We start from the raw sequence: 18,960 nt of genomic DNA, 5'->3' as shown, positions 1-18,960 counted from the left end.
GTGATGTCAGCCCGTCAGCGCGGACACATCCGCAATGACGCGGTCGGGGCTGCTGGCCTCGATCGGGCTGCCCATGTTGTAGCCATAGGGCAGTGCCCACACCGCAATGCCGCCGTTGCGGGCGGTGGCCACGTCGATGGACGAATCCCCCACGAACAGGGCGCGTTCGGGCGCGACATTGAACTCGCGCAGGCAGTGGTGGATGGCGGCGGGGTCGGGCTTTTTCACCGGCAGCGTGTCGCCGCTGATCACGCGGTCCAACATCGGCATCAGGCGGTGCGCGTCCAGCACGGTGCGGGTGTAGCGGTCTTCCTTGTTGGTCACCACCGCCAGCTTCACGCCCTGTGCGCGCAGTTCGGTCAGCGTCTCGCGCACCTGCGGGTACAGGTGGCTGCGCGTGCCGCAGCGGGCCAGGTAATGCCGGGCAAAGACGGCCTCGATGCCGGAGAAGTCGGCGCTGTGCCGCACCGCGTTGCTGGACGTGCCGTCGCACCAGGCCAGCGCCTGGATGAGCAGCTCGCGGGTACCATGGCCGATCCAGTCGTTCACCTGCTGCTGCGTGACCGACGCCTTGCCCACGGCGGCCAGCGTGTCGTTGACGGCATCAGCGATCTCGGGGGCGGTCTCGATGAGGGTGCCGTCCAGGTCGAACAGCACCAGGTCGAAGCGCCGCGTCATGCCAGGCCCAGCGCGCGCTGGCGCCGCTCCATCATGCGCCAGATGAAGGGCGTGAAGATGAGCTGCATGGCCAGTTCCATCTTGCCGCCGGGCACCACGATGGTGTTGGCGCGGCTCATCCACGACCCGTTGATCATGTTGAGCAGGTACTGGAAGTCGATGCCCTTGGGCTTGGCAAAACGGATGACCACCATGCTCTCGTCGGCGGTGGGCACGTCGCGCGACACGAAGGGGTTGGAGGTGTCCACCACCGGCACACGCTGGAAGTTCACATGCGTGTGCTGGAACTGCGGGCAGATGTAGTTCACGTAGTCGGGCATGCGGCGCAGGATGGTGTCGGTCACGGCCTCGGCGCTGTAGCCGCGCAGGTGCTTGTCTCGCCAGAGCTTCTGGATCCACTCCAGGTTGATGACCGGCACCACACCCACCAGCAGGTCGGGGTAACGGGCCACGTTCACCTCGGGCGTGACCACGGCGCCGTGCAGGCCTTCGTAGAACAGCATGGCGGTGTCGGGCGGCAGCGGCTCCCACTCTGTGAAGGTGCCGGGCTCCTGACCATAGGGCGCGGCCTCCTCGGCGTTGTGCAGGTACTTGCGGCTGCGGCCCCGGCCGGTGGCGGCGTAGTCGCGGAACAGGGTCTCGATCTCCTCGAACAGGTTGGCCTCGGCGCCGAAGTGGCTGAAGTTCATGTCGCCGGCGGCTTCGGCCTCGGCCATGCGCTGCTTCATGGCCTTGCGGTCGAAGCGGTGGTAGCTGTCGCCCTCGACGATGGCGGCGCTCACGCCCTCGCGCCGGAAGATGTTCTCGAAGGTGCGGGTGACGGTGGAGGTGCCGGCACCGCTGGAGCCGGTGATGGCGATGATGGGATGGCGTTCGGACATGGGTGGCCTTGGGCGATGGATCAGGCCGCGTCGCGGAACAGGCTGCGTTCGGCGAACAGCGGGTTGCTGTCTTTCCAGGACAGCGGCTCGGCGTGGTAACGCTCGATGCGCTCCACCTCGCTGCGCGAGCCGAACACCAGCCCGATGCGCTGGTGCAGCGAAGTGGGCTGCACCGTGAGCATGGGCTCGCGACCGGTGCTGGCGCGGCCACCGGCCTGCTCCATCAGGAAGGCGATCGGATTGGCCTCGTAGAGCAGGCGCAGCCGCCCGGCGCGGGACGGGTCCTTGCTGTCGCGCGGGTACAGGAACACGCCGCCGCGCATGAGGATGCGGTGCGCCTCGGCCACCATGCTGGCGATCCAGCGCATGTTGAAGTCCTTGCCGCGCACGCCGCTGCGCCCGGCCATGCATTCATCCACATAGCGCTTGACCGGCGCCTCCCAGAAGCGGCTGTTGGACGCGTTGATGGCGAACTCGTGCGTCTCTTCAGGAATGCGGATGAGCGGGTGGGTGAGCTTGAACTCGCCCAGGTTGGGGTCCAGCGTGAAGCCGTACACGCCGCTGCCCACCGTGAGCACCAGCATGGTGGTGGGGCCGTAGATGGCGTAGCCGGCGGCCACCTGCTGCACGCCGGGCTGCAGGAAATCGTCCACCGTCACGTCGCGGCCGGTGGCCAGCACGTCGGCCGGCGCGCGCAGCACGCTGAAGATGCTGCCCACCGACACGTTCACGTCGATGTTGCTAGACCCGTCGAGCGGGTCGAACACCAGCAGGTACTTGCCGCGCGGGAACTCGCGCGGCATGGGCCAGGGCAGCTCCATCTCCTCGGATGCCATGCCCGCCAGATGCCCGCCCCACTCGGTGGCGCGGATGAACATGTCGTTGCTCAGCACATCGAGTTTCTGCTGGGTCTCGCCCTGGACATTGGTGCTGCCGTGCGAACCCAGGATGTCGCCCAGGGCGCCGAAGGACACGCTGCGGGCAATGGCCTTGCAGGCCAGCGCCACGTTCAGGATGAGCGCGTTGAAGTCGCCACTGGCCTCGGGGTAACGGCGGCGTTCCTCGATGAGGAACTGGGTCAGGGTGGAGCGGCGGGAGAGCGGCATGGCAATGGACTCGGATCGTCGGGAAGGTGGGGAATCAGGGGGCGCCCACCGGCAGGGTGAACACGCGGCTGGCGCGGATGTCTTCCGGCATCAGCGTGACCAGGTCGTCTTCGGTCAGGGCACGGTCGCGGTCGGCGAACAGGCGGCTGGCCTGGCGCAGGCGGATGCGGTCCAGCGCATTGCGCACGCTGCGGGCGTTGGCGAAATGCGGCTGGGCCTGGCGACGCTGCAGGTACTCGGCAAAGGCCTCGCGGGCGCCGGGGGCCAGGCGGTAGTTCATGGCATCGAGCATGCGGTCGCCAATGGCCATCAGTTCCCCGTGGGCGTAGTCGGGGAAGTCCAGGTGGTGGGCCACGCGGCTGCTCATGCCCGGGTTGCTCTGGAAGAAGGTGTCCATGCGGTCCTTGTAGCCGGCCAGGATGACCACCAGGTCGTCGCGCTGGTTCTCCATGACCTGCAGCAGGATCTCGATGGCCTCCTGCCCGTAGTCGCGCTCGTTCTCGGGCTTGTAGAGGTAGTAGGCCTCGTCGATGAACAGCACGCCGCCCATGGCCTTCTTGAGCACCTCGCGGGTCTTGGGCGCGGTATGGCCGATGTACTGGCCCACCAGGTCGTCGCGCGTGACGGCCACCAGGTGGCCTTTGCGCACATAGCCCAGCCGGTGCAGGATGGTCGCCATGCGCAGCGCCACCGTGGTCTTGCCGGTGCCGGGGTTGCCGGTGAAGCACATGTGCAGCGACGGCGTCTGGGCCTGCAGGCCGTAGCCCATGCGCAGCCAGTCGATCACCAGCAGTGCGGCAATGTCGCGGATGCGCTGCTTGACCGGCTGTAGCCCCACCAGTTCGGCATCCAGCTCGGCCAGCACCGGCTCCACCTGGCTGTGGGCCAGCACCTCGCCCACGGTGCGCGGCGCGGACCGTGGCTCGGGCCGGCTGGGGGCGGGCGCCGCCTCGGCTTCGGCCGCCTGCGCACCGGGAATGGCATACAGCATGTTCATGCCGGGCCACCGTAGCGCTGGGCCTCGGGCTTGTCCGTGGCATAGCTGTGGATGGTGTAGCGGATCTGGCGGCCGTCGGCCTCCTGGCGCACCAGGCCGAAGCCGGGTTCGGTGGTGGGCCGGTTCACCATGAAGCTCATGGCAATGCTCTCGATGCCGCGCGTGCTGTCGAAGGCCATGAGGCGGATGTAGTGCTGCGGGAAGGTCTGGCGGCAGCTCGCCAGCTCCACCATCACGCCGGCGGCATCCTGCAGGTCGAACATGGGCATGCCGAACATCTCCCAGTAGGTGTTGCGTGGATGCGGGTCGTCGGTGTATTCGATGCTCCAGGCGTAGCCGCGCCCCAGGCCGTAGTCGATCTGGGCGCGGATCTCGGCGTCGGTGAGGTCGGGCAGGAAGCTGAACTGGCCCTGGGTCACGCGGCCGGTGGGGTTGGTCATCATGGCGGTGGCTCCTTTCGATTCCGTTCAGGCCACCGAGGGCGTGACGGCGTAGTCCGAGGTGTCGGTGGGCGTGTAGTTGAAGCTGATGTCGCCCCAGGTGTCGAGCGCCTGTTTCAGCGGCGTGCAGAAACGGGCGGCGGCCTTCAGGATGTCGGGGCCTTCGTTGATGATGTCGCGCCCTTCGTTGCGCGCCTTCACCATGCACTCCAGCGCCACCCGGTTGGCCACGCCACCGGCCTGGATGCCCGCGGGGTGGCCGATGGTGCCGCCGCCGAACTGCAGCACCACGTCGTCACCGAAGAGGTGCAGCAGCTGGTGCATCTGGCCGGCATGGATGCCGCCGCTGGCCACCGGCATCACCTTCTTCAGGTCGCACCAGTCCTGGTCGAAATGCAGGCCGCGCGGCAGGTCCTGGCGGGTGTAGGCATCCCGGCAGACGTTGTAGTAGCCCTGCACCGTGAGCGGATCGCCTTCGAGCTTTCCCACCGCGGTGCCGGTGTGCATGTGGTCCACGCCGGCCAGGCGCAGCCACTTGGCGATCACGCGGAAGCTCACGCCGTGGTTCTTCTGCCGGGTGTAGGTGCCGTGGCCCGCGCGGTGCAGGTGCAGGATCATGTCGTTGCGGCGGCACCATTCGCCCAGGCTCTGGATGCAGGGCCAGCCGACGATGAGGTCGATCATCACGATCACGCTGCCCAGGCTCTTGGCGAACTCGGCGCGCTCGTAGATGGCTTCCATGGTGCCGGCGGTCACGTTCAGGTAGCTGCCTTTCACCTCGCCAGTGGCCGCACTCGCCTTGTTCACGCCGTCCATCACGTACAGGAAGCGGTCGCGCCAGTGCATGAAAGGCTGCGAGTTGATGTTCTCGTCGTCCTTCATGAAGTCCAGCCCGCCCTTCAGGCCCTCGTAGATCACGCGGCCATAGTTGCGGGCCGACAGGCCCAGCTTGGGCTTGGTGGTGGCGCCCAGCAGCGGGCGACCGAACTTGTCCAGGCGCTCGCGCTCGACGATCAGGCCGGTGGGCGGGCCCTTGAAGGTCTTCACATAGGCCACCGGAATCTGGATGTCCTCCAGCCGCGCGGCCTTCAGGGGCTTGAAGCTGAACACGTTGCCGATCAGGCTGGCCGTCATGTTGGCGATCGAGCCTTCCTCGAACAGGATGATGTCGTAGGCCACCCAGGCAAAGTACTCGCCCGGACGGCCCGGCACCGGCTCCACCTGGAAGCATTTGGCGCGGTAGTTCTCGCAGGCGGTCAGGCGGTCGGTCCAGACCACGGTCCAGGTGGCGGTGCTGCTCTCGCCGGCCACGGCGGCACCTGCCTCGATCGGGTCCACGCCGTCCTGCGGCGTGATGCGGAACAGGCACACGGTGTCGGTGGCGCTGGGCTGGTAATCGGGCACCCAGTAGCCCATCTGGCGGTACTTGAGCACGCCGGCGCTGTAGCGCTTCTTGCTGTCGGTGATCTGGGTGGCGTCGGCCCTCAGGCCCGCGTCGACGGGTGCATTCATGGTGTCTCCTGGTGAGCGCCGCCGCCGGGATCGGGTCAGCACGGGTGCCATGGTGGGGTGGCACTGCTATAAAGGCCAGTCAAACTTTGTTGGCTTTCGATTCAGGAAAGGCTGAACCATGAACCTGAGCTTCAGGCAGTTGCGGGTCTTCCTGGAAGTGGCCCAACGGGGTGGCATCACGGCCGCCGCCAACGCCCTGCACCTCACACCACCGGCGGTGTCGATGCAGATCAAGGAACTGGAAAACCAGGTCGGGCTGCTGCTGTTCGACCGCCAGGGCCGCACCCTCACCCTGTCCACCGCCGGCGAATACTTCGTGGTGCATGCCAAGCGCATGCTGGGCGCCCTGCGCGACGCCGACAACGCCATGGCCCGCTTCAAAAAGCTCGAACACGGCCTGCTCACCGTGGGCATGGTGAGCACGGCCAAGTACTTCGTGCCGCGCCTGCTGGCGCTGTTCCGCGAGGAGCATCCGGGCATCGAGGTGCGGCTGACGGTCGCCAACAACCGCGAGGCGCTCATGGCGCAGATGGAGGCCGGCGAGGTCGATCTGTCCATCATGGGCCGGCCGCCGCCGGAGCTGTCCACCCGCAGCGAGGCCTTTGCCGCCCACCCGCTGGTGTTCGTGGCGCCACCGGGGCATCCGCTCATGCGCATCGGCCACCCGCCGCTCAAGGCGCTGGCGGGTTACCCCTTCATCGTGCGGGAACAGGGCTCTGGCACCCGCAGCGCCATGGAGAGTTTTTTTGCCGAGGACCGCTTCGAGCCGCAGATCACCATGGAGATGAGCAGCAACGAGGCCATCAAGCAGGCGGTGATGGCCGACATGGGCATCAGCTTCCTGTCGCTGCACACGGTGGGGCTGGAGCTGCGGCTGGGCCTGCTGCAGCGGCTGGATGTGGAGGGCACGCCGGTCATGCGCACCTGGCATGTGGTGCACCTGCAGAGCAAGGTGCTGTCACCGGCGGCCGAGGCCTTCCGCTACTTCGTCATCGAGCGCGGCGAGGCCCTGCTGGTGGAGCACGACACGCCGCTGCTCAAACCCTGATCAGGCGGCCACCGCCTGGCCCGCATGCCAGGCGCGCAGGTCGGCCACGGTCACGCCGTCCAGGTCGGGCAGCACGCGCAGGGCGCCATCGAACACATGGTGGCCGCTGAAGGCGGTCGGGGTGATCACCGTCTGCAGGCCGGCGGCCCGTGCCGCCAGCAGGCCATTGCGCGAATCCTCGAAGGCCAGGCAGCGCCCGGCCGGCATGTCCAGCTCGCGCAGCACCTGCAGATACACCTGTGGGTTGGGCTTCTTCACCGGGGCCGACGAGGCATCGCCCACGGCAGCAAAGTGGGTGCGCCAGTCCGGCCCCATGGCCGCGCGCAGCAGGGCCGCAATGTTGACCGGCGAGGTGGTGGTGGCAATGGCCAGCTGCAGACCGGCGCCCAGTGCTTCCTCGATCAGGGCCAGCACGCCGGGGCGCAGGCTCACCCGGCCCTCGAGCACCGCGCTCTCGTAGTACGCGGTCTTGATCTCGTGCAGCCGCTCGATGCGGGTGCGCACGGCACCGTGGTCGAGCTCGCGCAGCTCGGGGTAGCGCTCGTTCCAGAAGTGCAGCATGCGCTCCTTGCCGCCCGAGATCTCCAGCAGGTCGCGGTAACGGGCCTCGTCCCAATGCCAGTCCATGCCCTCCTCGGTGAAGGCATGGTTGAAGGCCTCCAGGTGCACACGCTCGGTATCGGCCAGGGTGCCGTCGACGTCGAAGATCAGGGCTTGCAGCATGGTGGGGCCTTTCGGTGACCGGCGTGCCGGCGGATGGAACAGCCGGCCAATGTAGGTCGCCGGCGACCCCAGGGGAATTCAGGAAAAGTACAGAAGGGCTTCAGCTTTTGCTGAACATGCCTGCGCCACGGTGTCCAATACGGCCATGAGCACGCCAGACCCCCTTGAACAGCGCCTGATCGATCTGGAGATCCGGTTCAGCTACGCCGACGACCTGCTGGACGCCCTCAATGCGCAGGTGGCCCGGCAGCAGGACCAGATCGACCGCCTCATGGCCGAAGTGGCCGAACTGCGCCGGCGCCGCGAAGACGAACCCGGCGGGGGCTTTCGCAGCCTGCGCGACGAACTGCCGCCGCACTACTGAGCGCCGGCCCGGGCTCGGCGGCCACCGTCACTTGCCGCCGCGTCCCCGGCCCTTGCCGCCGCCGGATGACCCCGACGAGCCGGACGAACCCGAACTGCCGCTGTCGCCCCCCGAGCTGCCGGAGCTGCCGCCGTCGTCACCGCCGCCGTCGCTGCCACGGCCCCGCCGGCCGCCACCGTCGTCACCGCCCCGCTCGCCACTGCTGCGGGCGCCGCGCCCGCTCTCGCGGCCCAGGTAGAGCTCGTCCACCCGCCAGCGTCCGTCGTCGCCCCGGCGCACCTTGACCTGCACCGGGCGGCCCGGCTGCAGCGCCTCCAGCGTTCCGCCGAACACCCGGGTGCTGGCCTGCAGCTCCACCTGCTCGTAGCCCAGCTGCACCACCGAGCCCTGGCGGGCCTGCACATAGCCCTGCAGCACCGCCTGCGCCGTGGTCTCGCCGATGGCACGGCGGATGGGCTGCACATCGACCTGGCTGGCCGCCAGCTGCTGACCGTCCCAGCGGCCGGCCACCAGCACCTCGTCGCCGGACAGGGCCAGCGGCGCACCCGGCGGCATCACCACCCGGGTGCCGGCCACCCGCACCTGCCCCTGGGCGTCGCGGGACAGACGGCCCAGCACCTGCGCGCGCGGCTCGGGGCCGGTCCAGCGGGCCAGGGCAGACGCGCGGACCTCGTCGTTCGATCCCCGGTGACCGCTGATGCGCACCCAGTCGCCGGGCGCAAGCCCGGCGGCGTCCGACGCGCTGAGCAGCACCACCCGCTGGCCCAGGGCCGTGAGTTCGCGCCGGGCCACATCCACCGTCTCGACCGGCGCGACCAGCGTGTCGATCACCTCGATGCGGCGGGCCGCCAGCTCGCGGCCCGAACCGGTGGCTGCAATGGCCACCAGCTGCCCCACCGCCAGCTCACGCGGCCCCACCGGCACGCCGTCCCGGCGCAACTGGGTGTCGGGCTGCAGCTCCACTTCCACCCCGTTGACGCAGACACTGGCAAAACCGGTCACCACCCCCACGATGCCGGTGCCACCCAGCCCGGGCGGGCCGGCATCCGCGCTGCGGCCGGTGCCGCCGATGCCGCCGCCTTCACCGGGCCGGGCGGCCGCCACCGCGCCGGTGCCGCCCATGCCACCGGGTGCGGCCAGAGCCGGGTTGGTCTGCGATGGCGCCACGCAGGCCGGCGCCGGGCGCGGCGCGGTCGGGTCGGCGCCCAGGCGCAGCCATGGCGCATCGATGGCAGCGCAGCCCGACAAGACAAGGGCGCACAGCAGCAAGGCAGATCGTTGGCCGGTCATCGCGGTGCTCCATCGGCCGGGGCATCGACCGTTTCGCTGAAGAAGTACACACCCAGCGTGAAGCGCTCCTGCGCCGGCGGGTGGTTCGGGTCGGCGGGGTCGTGGGCGGCCTGCAGGCGCTGCACCTCGTCATTGAGCACCAGCAGGGCCTGCATGCCCTGGGCGCGGGCCAGCTCGCGCAGCACCGCAACGTCGGCAGCGGTCAGGCCATCGGCATGCACGCAGCGGTCGAAATGCGGTTCGCCCCCGAGCAGGTTGTGCGTGGCGGCGGCCACATGGTCGTGCAGCTGGTGCACGAAGTAGTGCAGCTTCTCGCCCTCGTCGGCCGAAGGAACCAGGGCCTGCGGCTGCAGACAGACACGGTCCTGCTCGTCCAGCACCACCAGCCCCCGGTCCAGCCATTCGTCCAGCAGCACGCGGGGGCGGATGTCGGTGCTGATGCCGGCCACCAGCGCCTCGAAGGAGCGTTCGCCGCCGTCGCTGGCCAGCCGGGGCAGGGGCAAGGGCTGACCGCGCCGGTTGCGCCAGGCGGCATCGCCCACCCAGCGGGCAAACACCTGCGCCGTCAGCGGCACCGGAGCCGGCTGGGCCTGCGCCGGATCAATGCCGCGCAGCCGGCTCACATCCTTGCGGTGCACGCCGCTGAGAAGGGACACGCGGCTGTCGGTGGGCGGCTTGCCGTCGATGCGGAAGTCGGCATCGGCCACCTCCACGAAGAGCCCCTTGAGCAGATCGGCCAGGTAGGGGTAGGTGATGCCGCGCGCCACCATCAGCCGCACCAGCGGGCGCAGCAGCCGGCGCAGCCCGGCCGTGAGGGCGGCGGGAGGCTGGGGCGTGGACGGCGGATCGGGCGGGCGGGCTGACATCTGGACACGATGGTAACGCGGTACGTGGGAAAAAAACCCACAAAAACATTGACGTGGGAATTTTTCCCACAGATACTGAGTTCGTGGGAAAAATTCCCACACATCAACACAAGGAGCCATCCATGAAGACGTCGCGCCGCCCCCTGCTGGGAACCCTCATCACCGTACTCGTCCTGTCCCTCGGGTCGGGCATTGCACTGGCCAAGAACGGCGGCTCCGGCGGGGGGTCCGGTGGCGGCTCAGGCGGCGGCTCGGGTGGATCGGGCAGCAGCTCCGGCGGCGGCAAGGGCGGCAGCAGCTCCTCGTCGTCGTCTTCGTCGGGCGGGCACGGTCATGGCCATGGCCATGGCCGGGGTGGCGATGGCGCCGGTGACGGCGGGGGCGAAGGCGGTCACGGCCAGGGCCGTGGCCGCGGTCGGGGTGGCGACGACGGCGGCACCGCCGACGGTGGTGGCCGCAACCGGGGCGCCGACGATGGCGGTCGCACCCGAGGCGCAGACGACGGCGCCGGTGCCTCGCGCCGGGCACGCGGTTCGGACGACGGCCCGAACCACCGTTGATGGATCCCGCTCAGCCGTCGCCGTCGCTGCCGGCGTCGTCGGTGGCCAGCGGGGTGATCAGCACCCGCTCGATGCGGCGGCCGGCCAGCTCGGTCACCTCGAAGCGCCAGCCGGCGCAGTCGATGGCCTCGCCTTGCGCCAGCAGGGCGCCGGCCACCGTCTGCATCAAGCCGGCCACGGTGTTGTAGCGGCCCCGGTCCTCGTCCGGCAGTTCGTCGATGTCGAGCCGGGCCTTGAGCTCGGCCACCGGCATGGCGCCGTCCACCAGCCAGGCACCGTCCTCGCGGCGGGTGGCCCAGGCGTCCACCGGGGTCTCGGGCTTGAGCTCGCCGGTGATGGCCTCCAGCATGTCCAGGGGCGTGAGCAGGCCCTGCACCACGCCGTACTCGTCCACCACGAACACCATGCGGGTCGCGCGTGAGCGGAACTGCTCCAGCAGCTCCATACCGCTGAGGGTCTCGGGCACAAAGACCGCGGGCTGCACATGGCCGGCGATGGCATCCGTCACGCCTTCGGCCTGCAGGGCCAGCAGGCGCGGCAGGTGCACCACACCCACCACGTCGTCCAGACCGCCCCGACACACCGGGTACCAGGAGTGGCCGGTGGCCCAGGCCTTCTGCACCGCCTGATCGATGGTGTCCTGCGCATCCAGCCATTCGATGTCGGAGGCCGGGATCATGATGGAGGTGAGCTGGCGGTCGTCGAGCTGGAACACGTTGCGTACCATCTGGTGCTCGTGCTCCTCGATGATGCCGGCGTCCACGCCCTCCTCCAGACTGGCGTTGATCTCTTCCTCGGTCACGTGCTGCACGGCGTTGGTGTCGATGCGCAGCAGCTTGAGCACCCACTGCGTGGTGTGGGTGAGCAGCCACACGAAGGGCTTGGCGCCTTGGGCCACCCAGGCCATGGGGCGGGACACGAAGCGCGATACCGCTTCCGGGTACAGCTGACCGATGCGTTTGGGCACCAGCTCGCCGAACACGATGGTGATGAAGGTGATGACCACCACCACCACGGCCGTGGCCACGATGCCGGCCGTGCCTTCGGTCATGCCCATGCCCTGCAGCCACAGGCCCAGGTCGTCGCTGAAGGCGGCCTCGCCCACGATGCCGTTGAGCATGCCGATGGAGGTGATGCCCACCTGCACCGAAGACAGGAACTGCGTGGGGTTGTCCATCAGGTCCAGCGCGGTCTGGGCACCCTTGTCGCCGGCCTCGGCCATGGCCGCCAGGCGGGCCTTGCGGCTGGACGCCAGCGCCAGCTCCGACATGGCGAAGGCGCCATTGAGCACGGTCAGAAAGGCAATGAGCAGGAAATCCATAATCGGGCGATGGCTGTTTACGTGATCGGTGATGTGCAGGGCTGCGACGGTGCGCTGGGCCGGCTGCTGGACGAAGTGGGGTTCTCGGCGAGCCGGGACACCGCGTATGTGCTGGGCGATCTGGTCAACCGGGGCCCGCAGTCGCTGGCCACGGTGCGACGCCTGATGGCCCTGGGCAGTTCCGCCCACTGCCTGCTGGGCAACCACGACCTGCACCTGCTGGCGGTGTCGCAGGGCATCCGCCCGCCGCACCGCAGCGACACGGTGGACGACATCCTGCAATCACCCGACCGCCCTGCCCTGCTGGACTGGCTGCTGCAGCGGCCGCTGGCCCTGCAGGCCCACGGCTGGCTCATGGTGCATGCCGGGGTGCTGCCGGACTGGGACGCGGCAAAGACGCTCGCGCTGGCCGCCGAACTGGAGCAGGTGCTGCGCGGCCCCGACTGGGCCGGCTTCCTGCGCGAGATGTACGGCAACACACCGGACCGGTGGTCCGACGGTCTGCGCGGCAGCGACCGGCTGCGGGTGATCGTGAACGCGCTCACCCGGCTGCGTTTCTGCACGGCGGACGGCGTGATGGAGTTCAAGACCAAGGACAGCGCCGGCGCCGCACCCGAGGGCTTCATGCCCTGGTTCGATGTGCCCGGGCGGCGCAGCGCCTCCGAGCGGATTGCGTTCGGGCACTGGTCCACGCTGGGTGCGGTGGACCGGCCGGGCCTGCTGGCGCTGGACACCGGCTGTGTCTGGGGGGGATGTCTGACGGCGGCCCGCCTGGGCGGCGGGGGCTCTTCGGTGGAACGCATCTCGGTTCGCTGCGAACAGGCGGCGAAGCCCGGCAAGGGCTGAGGATCAGCCGGTCTGCCCGTCCGGGGCAGCGGCATCGTTGCCCGATGCCACCGGCTCCGGCTCGGCCGGGGGTGGGCTGCGGAACAGCGCCGGCACCTTGCGGCGGGTCTTGATGTTGGGGGACAGCCGTGCCGGCTGCTTCTGCGCGGTTTCCCACGGGGCCGGCGCAGCGGCCGCGCCGGCGGGCTCGTAGGGCTTGTCGAACAGCGGGTCGGACGGCGGACGCGGTGCGCGCACCGGACGCGTCGGCGCTGCACGCGGCTCGCGCGACTCGCGTGGGGCGCGGTCCTCGCGGTCGCCCTCGCGCTGCCAGGCCCGCTGGCCGTCGTTGAAGCGGCCGGCCGGGCGGCGGTCGGCCTCCAGCTCCAGGGCTTCGAGCTCGAACTTGCGGCCCAGCAGCTTCTCGATGTCGGCCATCTGGCGGGCATCGCGTCCGCTCACGAAGGAGACGGCCAGACCCGAGGCGCCGGCACGGCCGGTGCGGCCGATGCGGTGCACATAGTCTTCGGCGTTGAACGGGATGTCGATGTTGAACACCGCCGGCACGTCCTTGATGTCCAGGCCGCGGGCGGCCACGTCGGTGCAGATCAGCAGGTCGACCGCACCCGACTTGAAGGCCTCCAGCGCCTTGAGGCGTTCGTCCTGGCTCTTGTCGCCGTGCAGCGCCGTGGTGTTGAGACCGTCGCGCTCCAGGGCGCGGGCCAGCCGGGCGCAGCCCAGCTTGCTGTTGACGAACACGAAGGCCTGCTTGATGCCGCGTTCACGCACGATCTGGCGCAGCACGGCGCGCTTGTCGTCTTCGTCCACCCGGTAGAAATGCTGCTCCACCGTGGACGCCGTGGCGTTGGAACGGGCCACCTCGACCGTGATCGGGTCCTGCAGGTAGCTGTTGGCCAGGCGCTTGATCTCGGGCGAGAAGGTGGCCGAGAACAGCAGCGTGGTGCGCTGCTTGGGCAGGTACGACAGGATGCGCTGCAGGTCGGGCAGGAAACCGATGTCGAGCATGCGGTCGGCCTCGTCCAGCACCACGTACTCGACCTGGTTGAGCACCGCGTTCTTGGCCTCGATGTGGTCGAGCAGACGGCCCGGCGTGGCCACCAGCACCTCCACGCCCTTCTTGAGTTCGGCGGTCTGGGGCTTCATGTCCATGCCGCCGAACACCACCGTGCTGCGCAGCTGGGTGTACTTGGCATAGAGCTTGATCTGCTCGGCCACCTGGTCGGCCAGCTCACGGGTGGGCAGCAGCACCAGGGCGCGCACCGGGTGGCGGGCCGGGGAGGTGGAGGCGTTCTCGTGCTTGAGCAGGCGCTGCAGCAGCGGCAGGGAGAAGGCGGCCGTCTTGCCGGTGCCGGTCTGGGCCGCACCCATCACGTCGCGGCCGGTCAGCACGTGCGGAATGGCCTGCGCCTGGATGGGCGTCATGCTCTCGTAGCCCATTTCGGCCACGGCGCGCGCCAGGGAGGGCGACAGGTTCAGTTCGGAAAAGGATTGGGTCATTGCGGTCGGAGTTAGCCCCGTATTGTCGCACCGCAGGGTTTTCAGATCGAATTCGCGGCAGAACCGGTCCGTTGCCCCCCGAAATCCGTCCAGCACTGGCGCTCGAAGTCGTACAGCTTGCAGCGTCGTGCGGTGTCGAAGTACCAGCGCCAGGAAAAGCGCTGCACCACGATGCGGCCCGGCAGCGTCTGCTCCAGCAGCTGCTGGGCACCCTGCAGCCGGTAGAGCGGGATGCTCATGTCCACGTGGTGGGCGGTGTGTTCCATGATGTGGTGCATCAGCGCGCCGATGCGCCACGGAAACACCAGGTGCACCGTGGTCGACACGAAGGGCGCGGCACGGCCCCAGGCGGCCTTGTCGTCGTGCCACTGCACCGCCGTGTGGGTGTGGTGCACGTACACCACGAAACCGATCATGGCGTTCCAGAACACGAAGGGCACCACGAAGCCGTAACCCAGCATGGGCAGCACCGGCCGGCCCAGCGCCAGCGCGGCCGCCACCAGGCCGCCCACCCACAGCACGCCCGCCGCCAGCGCCAGCGAGCTGTCGAGCCAGAACTCGCGCCGGCGGGTGGCCATCCGTGCCCGGCTGGGGAAAAACATGCGCAGCCACCACATCTCGACGAAGTAGTACAGCGCCGGGCCCCACCCGCTGCGGTAGACGCGCTCCAGCCAGCGGCGTGCCGGGCCGAGCGCCAGGTACTCGGCGCGGGTGAGCGGCGCCCACACGAAATCCACGCCCTTGAGGTTGGTGTAGCCGTGGTGCACCACGTTGTGCCCCACCTCCCACAGGCTGTAGGGGGTGAGCGACGGCAGGAAGGCCAGCCGGCCCAGCCAGCGGTTCAGGCGCCGGTGCGGCGTGAAGCTCTGGTGGCAGGCGTCGTGGCCGATGATGAACAGCCGCCCGATCATGAAGCCCATGGCCAGACCGCACAGCAGACGGGCCCAGGACGCCTCCAGCAGGACCGTGCCGGCCAGCAGCGCGGCGTACAGCAGGAGATCGGTGAACAGCAGCCCCAGGGCCAGCAGGGTGCGGCGGTCGGCCCAGGGCGTGAGCCAGCCGCGGATCACCTTGCGGTGGGGCAGCGGCTGGTCGGAGGGAACGGCGGCGGGCAGGGGCGGGGGCAGCATCGACATGGGCCGGCATGCTAGGCGCCGGCCGCCCCGGTTGGCTTGACGCAGGTCAAGCCCTGTCGAATCAGGCCTTGGGCAGCGTCACGCCCACCTGGCCCTGGTACTTGCCGCCGCGGTCCTTGTAGGACACGTCGCACACCTCGTCGCTCTCGAAGAACAGCACCTGGGCACAGCCCTCGCCGGCATAGATCTTGGCCGGCAGCGGCGTGGTGTTGGAGAACTCCAGCGTCACATAGCCTTCCCATTCCGGCTCGAACGGGGTCACGTTGACGATGATGCCGCAGCGGGCATAGGTGCTCTTGCCCAGGCAGATGGTCAGCACGTTGCGCGGGATGCGGAAGTACTCCACCGTGCGGGCCAGCGCAAAGCTGTTGGGCGGGATGATGCAGACGTCGCTGTGGATGTCCACGAAGCTCTTCTCGTCGAAGTTCTTGGGGTCCACCACCGTGCTGTGGATGTTGGTGAACACCTTGAATTCGGGCGCGCAGCGGATGTCGTAGCCGTAGCTGCTGGTGCCGTAACTGATCACCTTGCGACCGTCCACCTGCCGCACCTGGTTGGGCTCGAAGGGCTCGATGAGGCCGTGCTGCTCGGCCATGCGGCGGATCCAGAGGTCGCTTTTGATGCTCATGGGCGGCGATTGTAGGGGGGCGTCGGAGCACCCAAAACCTTCTGAATTTTCAGTCTTTACTGAAAATTCAGCCATGACCGGTATCATGCCGGCCATGTCGCTACAAGACCAGCTTCCGCCCCTGAACCGCGAGTTCGTGGCCCATTTCGGCGAAATGGGCAGCAAGTGGGGCATCAACCGCACCGTGGGGCAGATCTATGCCTTGCTCTACATCTCGCCCCAGGCCCTGTGCGCCGACGAGATCGCCGAGACCCTGGGGTTCTCGCGGTCCAACGTGAGCATGGGCCTGAAGGAGCTGCAGGCCTGGCGCCTGGTGCGCTTGCGCCACCAGCCCGGTGACCGGCGCGAGTTCTTCGAGGCGCCGGCCGATGTGTGGGAAATCTTCCGGGTGCTGGCCGAGGAGCGCCGCCGGCGCGAGATCGAGCCCACGCTCTCGATGCTGCGCACCGCGCTGCTGGAAACCCCCAAGACCGAGGCCGAGCAGCACGCCCAGAACCGCATGCGCGAAATGCACGACCTGATCGACCGGCTCATGACCTGGTTCGACGACGTGCAGAAGCTCGCCCCCGAGACCGCCCTGCAGCTCATGGGCATGGGCGCGACCGTGACCCGCGTGCTTGAACTCAAGGACCGCCTGACCGGCCGGTCGTCCCGCCAGAACCCGCCTGCCGCCGCCTGAACGTTTCACTGCCTTCCGGAGCCCCGCCATGGACGCCCTCATCCTGTCGCGCATGCAGTTCGCGGCCAACATCAGCTTCCACATCCTGTTCCCGACCATCACCATCGCGCTGTGCTGGTTCCTGCTGTTCTTCCGCCTGCGCTTCGTGCAGACGCACGACCCGGCCTGGGAAGAGGCCTACTACTTCTGGACCAAGGTGTTCGCGCTGACCTTCGCCCTGGGCGTGGTCTCGGGCATCGTCATGAGCTTCCAGTTCGGCACCAACTGGCCGGGCTTCATGGAGAAGACCGGCAACATCGCCGGCCCGCTGCTGGGCTATGAGGTGCTGACCGCGTTCTTCCTGGAGGCCAGCTTCCTGGGGATCATGCTGTTCGGCCGTGGCCGGGTGAGCGAACGGGTGCACCTGATCGCCACCTTCCTGGTGGCCTTCGGCACCACCATGTCGGCCTTCTGGATCCTGAGCCTGAACTCCTGGATGCAGACCCCGGCGGGTTTCGAGATCGTCAATGGCGAGTTCATCCCGACCGACTGGCTGGCGGTCATCTTCAACCCGTCCTTCCCGTACCGGTTCGCGCACAAGCTGCTGGCCTCCACGCTGACCGCGTCCTTCCTGATCGCCGGCCTGTGCGCCTGGCAGTTGCTCAAGGGCAGCGCCACCCGCGGCACCCACAAGGCCATGCGCTCGGCCGTGGCGGTGGCCGTGGTGGCCATGCCGCTGCAGTTCCTGGCCGGTGACATGCACGGCCTGAACACGCTGGAGCACCAGCCGGCCAAGGTGGCCGCCATGGAAGGCATCTGGGAGACCGAGCGCGGCGCCCCGCTGACGCTGTTCGGCATCCCCGACAGCGAGGAAGGCACCACCCACTACGCCATCAAGATCCCCAAGCTCGCCAGCCTGATCCTCACGCACGACCTGAACGGCGAGATCAAGGGCATCAACGAGTTCAAGGACTCGGCGCCGCCGGTGGGCCCGGTGTTCTGGGGCTTCCGGGTGATGGTGGGTGTGGGCACGCTCATGATGCTGGTGGCCGCCGTGGCCGCATGGCAGCTGTGGAAGCGCCGGCGTGAGGCGCAGGTGCAGCTGCCCCGCCCGGTGCTGTGGAGCCTGGCCGGCATGACCTTTTCCGGCTGGGTGGCCACGCTGGCCGGCTGGTACGTGACCGAGATCGGCCGCCAGCCCTACATCGTGTACGGCGCCCTGCGCACCAGCGAGGTGGCCACCAGCGTGCCGCCACCCATGATCGCGCTCACCCTGACCGCCTATGTGATCGTCTACGGCCTGCTGCTGGTGACGTACATCGGTGTGCTCAAGTACATGGCCGAGAACCCGGTCAAGCACGCGCCGGTGCCGGTGACCGGTGCCGACCTCGGCAAGGCGGGGGTGTGACCATGAGCTGGGCCGAACTGCTTCCGCTGATCTTCCTCGCCGTCATGGGGCTGGCGCTGCTGGCCTATGTGGTGCTCGACGGCTACGACCTGGGCGTGGGCCTGCTGCTGCCGCTGGCCAGTGACGACCAGAAGGACACCATGATTGCCAGCATCGGCCCGTTCTGGGACGCCAACGAGACCTGGCTGGTGCTGGGTGTGGGTGTGCTGCTGGTGGCGTTCCCGCATGCGCACGGGCTGGTGCTGCAGGCCCTGTACCTGCCGGTGGCCATCATGCTGATCGGCCTGATCCTGCGGGGTGTGGCCTTCGACTTCCGGGTCAAGGCGCCGCTGCAGTACAAGGCCTTCTGGAACAAGGCGTTCTTTGGCGGCTCGCTGCTGGCCAGTGCGTCGCAGGGCTGGATGCTGGGCAGCTACATCACCGGCTTCGACCCGGGTTCGCTGGGCCTGGCCTTCAGCCTGGGCATCGCCGTCACCCTGCCGGCGGCCTACACCCTGCTGGGCGCCGGCTGGCTGATCATGAAGACCGAGGGCGCCCTGCAGGAGCGCGCCGTGTTCTGGGCGCGGCGGGTGCTGTGGCCCATGGGCGCCGCGCTGGTGGGCATCTCGGCGGCCACACCGCTGGTCAACCCGGCCGTGGTGGCCAAATGGTTCAGCTTCCCCATCGTGTTTGCGCTGCTTCCGGTGCCGCTGATGTGCGCGGTGGCCTTCTTTGCCGTGCGCTGGGTGGTGACCCGGCCCTCGGTGGTGAAGGCCGGCTATGGCTGGGTGGTGTTCGCCGCCACGGTGCTGATCTTCGTGCTGGCCTTCTTCGGCCTGTCGTACAGCATCTACCCCGACATCGTGATCGGCCGCATGACGGTGTGGCAGGCCGCCATCGGCACCGCATCGCTCAACGTGATCTTCGTGGGCGTGGCCATCACGCTGCCGGTGATCGTCCTGTACACCGCCTTCATGTACAAGGTCTTCTGGGGCAAGGCCAAGGCGCTGAGCTACCAGTGA

Annotated in this window: 20 protein-coding genes; 7 read left to right on the top strand and 13 right to left on the bottom strand. The window is 68.7% G+C overall.

Annotation, left to right across the window (positions count from 1 at the left end; translation table 11 throughout):
* Positions 1–6 precede the first annotated feature (6 nt).
* From gph to WD026_RS00325, 6 genes are read right to left on the bottom strand one after another with little or no spacing between them, the layout of a single operon-like run.
* The gene (gene gph, locus WD026_RS00350) at positions 7–678 is read right to left on the bottom strand and encodes a phosphoglycolate phosphatase (RefSeq protein ID WP_425721609.1); all 672 of its coding nucleotides are present in this window, start codon (positions 676–678) and stop codon (positions 7–9) included.
* Positions 675–1,559, bottom strand: a complete 885-nt coding sequence (locus tag WD026_RS00345; protein ID WP_425721607.1) for a phosphoribulokinase — start codon at positions 1,557–1,559, stop codon at positions 675–677. The genes gph and WD026_RS00345 overlap by 4 nt, the downstream gene beginning before the upstream one ends.
* A 20-nt stretch (positions 1,560–1,579) precedes the next feature.
* Entirely contained in the window at positions 1,580–2,665 is a 1,086-nt protein-coding gene (locus tag WD026_RS00340; protein WP_425721605.1) for a class 1 fructose-bisphosphatase, read from the bottom strand.
* A 34-nt stretch (positions 2,666–2,699) separates the two neighbouring features.
* Positions 2,700–3,662 (bottom strand): CbbX protein, encoded by a 963-nt coding sequence (gene cbbX / locus WD026_RS00335; RefSeq protein ID WP_425721603.1) that lies wholly within the window; start codon positions 3,660–3,662, stop codon positions 2,700–2,702.
* Positions 3,659–4,105 (bottom strand): ribulose bisphosphate carboxylase small subunit, encoded by a 447-nt coding sequence (locus WD026_RS00330; protein WP_425721601.1) that lies wholly within the window; start codon positions 4,103–4,105, stop codon positions 3,659–3,661. Before WD026_RS00330 ends, cbbX begins: the two co-directional genes overlap by 4 nt.
* A gap of 24 nt (positions 4,106–4,129) precedes the next feature.
* Positions 4,130–5,614: a form I ribulose bisphosphate carboxylase large subunit gene (locus tag WD026_RS00325; protein WP_425721599.1), complete on the bottom strand. Its 1,485-nt coding sequence runs from the start codon at positions 5,612–5,614 to the stop codon at positions 4,130–4,132.
* Positions 5,615–5,732: 118 nt separating this feature from the next.
* On the opposite strand from WD026_RS00325, the gene WD026_RS00320 reads away from it, so the two are divergent.
* Complete coding sequence (locus WD026_RS00320) at positions 5,733–6,662, top strand: LysR family transcriptional regulator (RefSeq protein WP_425721597.1); 930 nt, start codon at positions 5,733–5,735, stop codon at positions 6,660–6,662.
* Here WD026_RS00320 and WD026_RS00315 read toward each other — a convergent pair whose 3' ends face one another.
* On the bottom strand, positions 6,663–7,385 hold the full coding sequence (locus tag WD026_RS00315; RefSeq protein WP_425721595.1) for an HAD-IA family hydrolase: 723 nt from the start codon (positions 7,383–7,385) through the stop codon (positions 6,663–6,665).
* A 145-nt stretch (positions 7,386–7,530) separates the two neighbouring features.
* On the opposite strand from WD026_RS00315, the gene WD026_RS00310 reads away from it, so the two are divergent.
* Positions 7,531–7,749, top strand: a complete 219-nt coding sequence (locus WD026_RS00310; protein ID WP_425721593.1) for a SlyX family protein — start codon at positions 7,531–7,533, stop codon at positions 7,747–7,749.
* Positions 7,750–7,776: 27 nt separating this feature from the next.
* On the opposite strand, the gene WD026_RS00305 is transcribed toward WD026_RS00310, so the two are convergent.
* Both WD026_RS00305 and WD026_RS00300 read right to left on the bottom strand, forming a co-directional pair.
* Positions 7,777–9,039, bottom strand: a complete 1,263-nt coding sequence (locus tag WD026_RS00305; protein ID WP_425721591.1) for a DUF5666 domain-containing protein — start codon at positions 9,037–9,039, stop codon at positions 7,777–7,779.
* Positions 9,036–9,905: a DUF6502 family protein gene (locus WD026_RS00300; protein WP_425721589.1), complete on the bottom strand. Its 870-nt coding sequence runs from the start codon at positions 9,903–9,905 to the stop codon at positions 9,036–9,038. The genes WD026_RS00305 and WD026_RS00300 overlap by 4 nt, the downstream gene beginning before the upstream one ends.
* Before the next feature lie 122 nt (positions 9,906–10,027).
* Between WD026_RS00300 and WD026_RS00295 the strand changes: the two genes are divergently transcribed.
* A complete protein-coding gene (locus WD026_RS00295; protein WP_425721587.1) occupies positions 10,028–10,465 on the top strand; it encodes a hypothetical protein in 438 nt (145 codons plus the stop codon).
* Positions 10,466–10,475: 10 nt separating this feature from the next.
* Here WD026_RS00295 and WD026_RS00290 read toward each other — a convergent pair whose 3' ends face one another.
* On the bottom strand, positions 10,476–11,786 hold the full coding sequence (locus WD026_RS00290) for a hemolysin family protein (protein ID WP_425721585.1): 1,311 nt from the start codon (positions 11,784–11,786) through the stop codon (positions 10,476–10,478).
* 9 nt (positions 11,787–11,795) lie between these two features.
* Here WD026_RS00290 and WD026_RS00285 point away from each other — a divergent pair, with 9 nt between their 5' ends.
* On the top strand, positions 11,796–12,632 hold the full coding sequence (locus tag WD026_RS00285) for a symmetrical bis(5'-nucleosyl)-tetraphosphatase (protein WP_425721583.1): 837 nt from the start codon (positions 11,796–11,798) through the stop codon (positions 12,630–12,632).
* A 3-nt stretch (positions 12,633–12,635) separates the two neighbouring features.
* On the opposite strand, the gene WD026_RS00280 is transcribed toward WD026_RS00285, so the two are convergent.
* The 3 genes from WD026_RS00280 to dcd form a co-directional block, all read right to left on the bottom strand.
* Complete coding sequence (locus WD026_RS00280) at positions 12,636–14,129, bottom strand: DEAD/DEAH box helicase (protein ID WP_425721581.1); 1,494 nt, start codon at positions 14,127–14,129, stop codon at positions 12,636–12,638.
* A gap of 41 nt (positions 14,130–14,170) precedes the next feature.
* Positions 14,171–15,265 (bottom strand): fatty acid desaturase, encoded by a 1,095-nt coding sequence (locus WD026_RS00275; protein WP_425721579.1) that lies wholly within the window; start codon positions 15,263–15,265, stop codon positions 14,171–14,173.
* A gap of 61 nt (positions 15,266–15,326) precedes the next feature.
* A complete protein-coding gene (dcd, locus tag WD026_RS00270; protein ID WP_086119858.1) occupies positions 15,327–15,893 on the bottom strand; it encodes a dCTP deaminase in 567 nt (188 codons plus the stop codon).
* 94 nt (positions 15,894–15,987) lie between these two features.
* On the opposite strand from dcd, the gene WD026_RS00265 reads away from it, so the two are divergent.
* The 3 genes from WD026_RS00265 to WD026_RS00255 are packed head-to-tail and all read left to right on the top strand — an operon-like array spanning position 15,988 to position 18,960.
* The gene (locus WD026_RS00265; RefSeq protein ID WP_425723170.1) at positions 15,988–16,572 is read left to right on the top strand and encodes a GbsR/MarR family transcriptional regulator; all 585 of its coding nucleotides are present in this window, start codon (positions 15,988–15,990) and stop codon (positions 16,570–16,572) included.
* Between the two features lie 28 nt (positions 16,573–16,600).
* Positions 16,601–17,959 carry a cytochrome ubiquinol oxidase subunit I gene (locus tag WD026_RS00260; protein WP_425721577.1) on the top strand — a complete coding sequence of 453 codons (1,359 nt, stop codon included), beginning with the start codon at positions 16,601–16,603 and terminating at the stop codon, positions 17,957–17,959.
* A 2-nt stretch (positions 17,960–17,961) separates the two neighbouring features.
* Positions 17,962–18,960 carry a cytochrome d ubiquinol oxidase subunit II gene (locus WD026_RS00255; protein WP_425721575.1) on the top strand — a complete coding sequence of 333 codons (999 nt, stop codon included), beginning with the start codon at positions 17,962–17,964 and terminating at the stop codon, positions 18,958–18,960.

It is taken from the genome of Hydrogenophaga sp. R2 (assembly GCF_049843595.1).
In the GTDB taxonomy this organism is placed as follows: Bacteria; Pseudomonadota; Gammaproteobacteria; order Burkholderiales; family Burkholderiaceae_C; genus Hydrogenophaga.
This window is presented reverse-complemented; position numbering and strand designations above follow the sequence as displayed.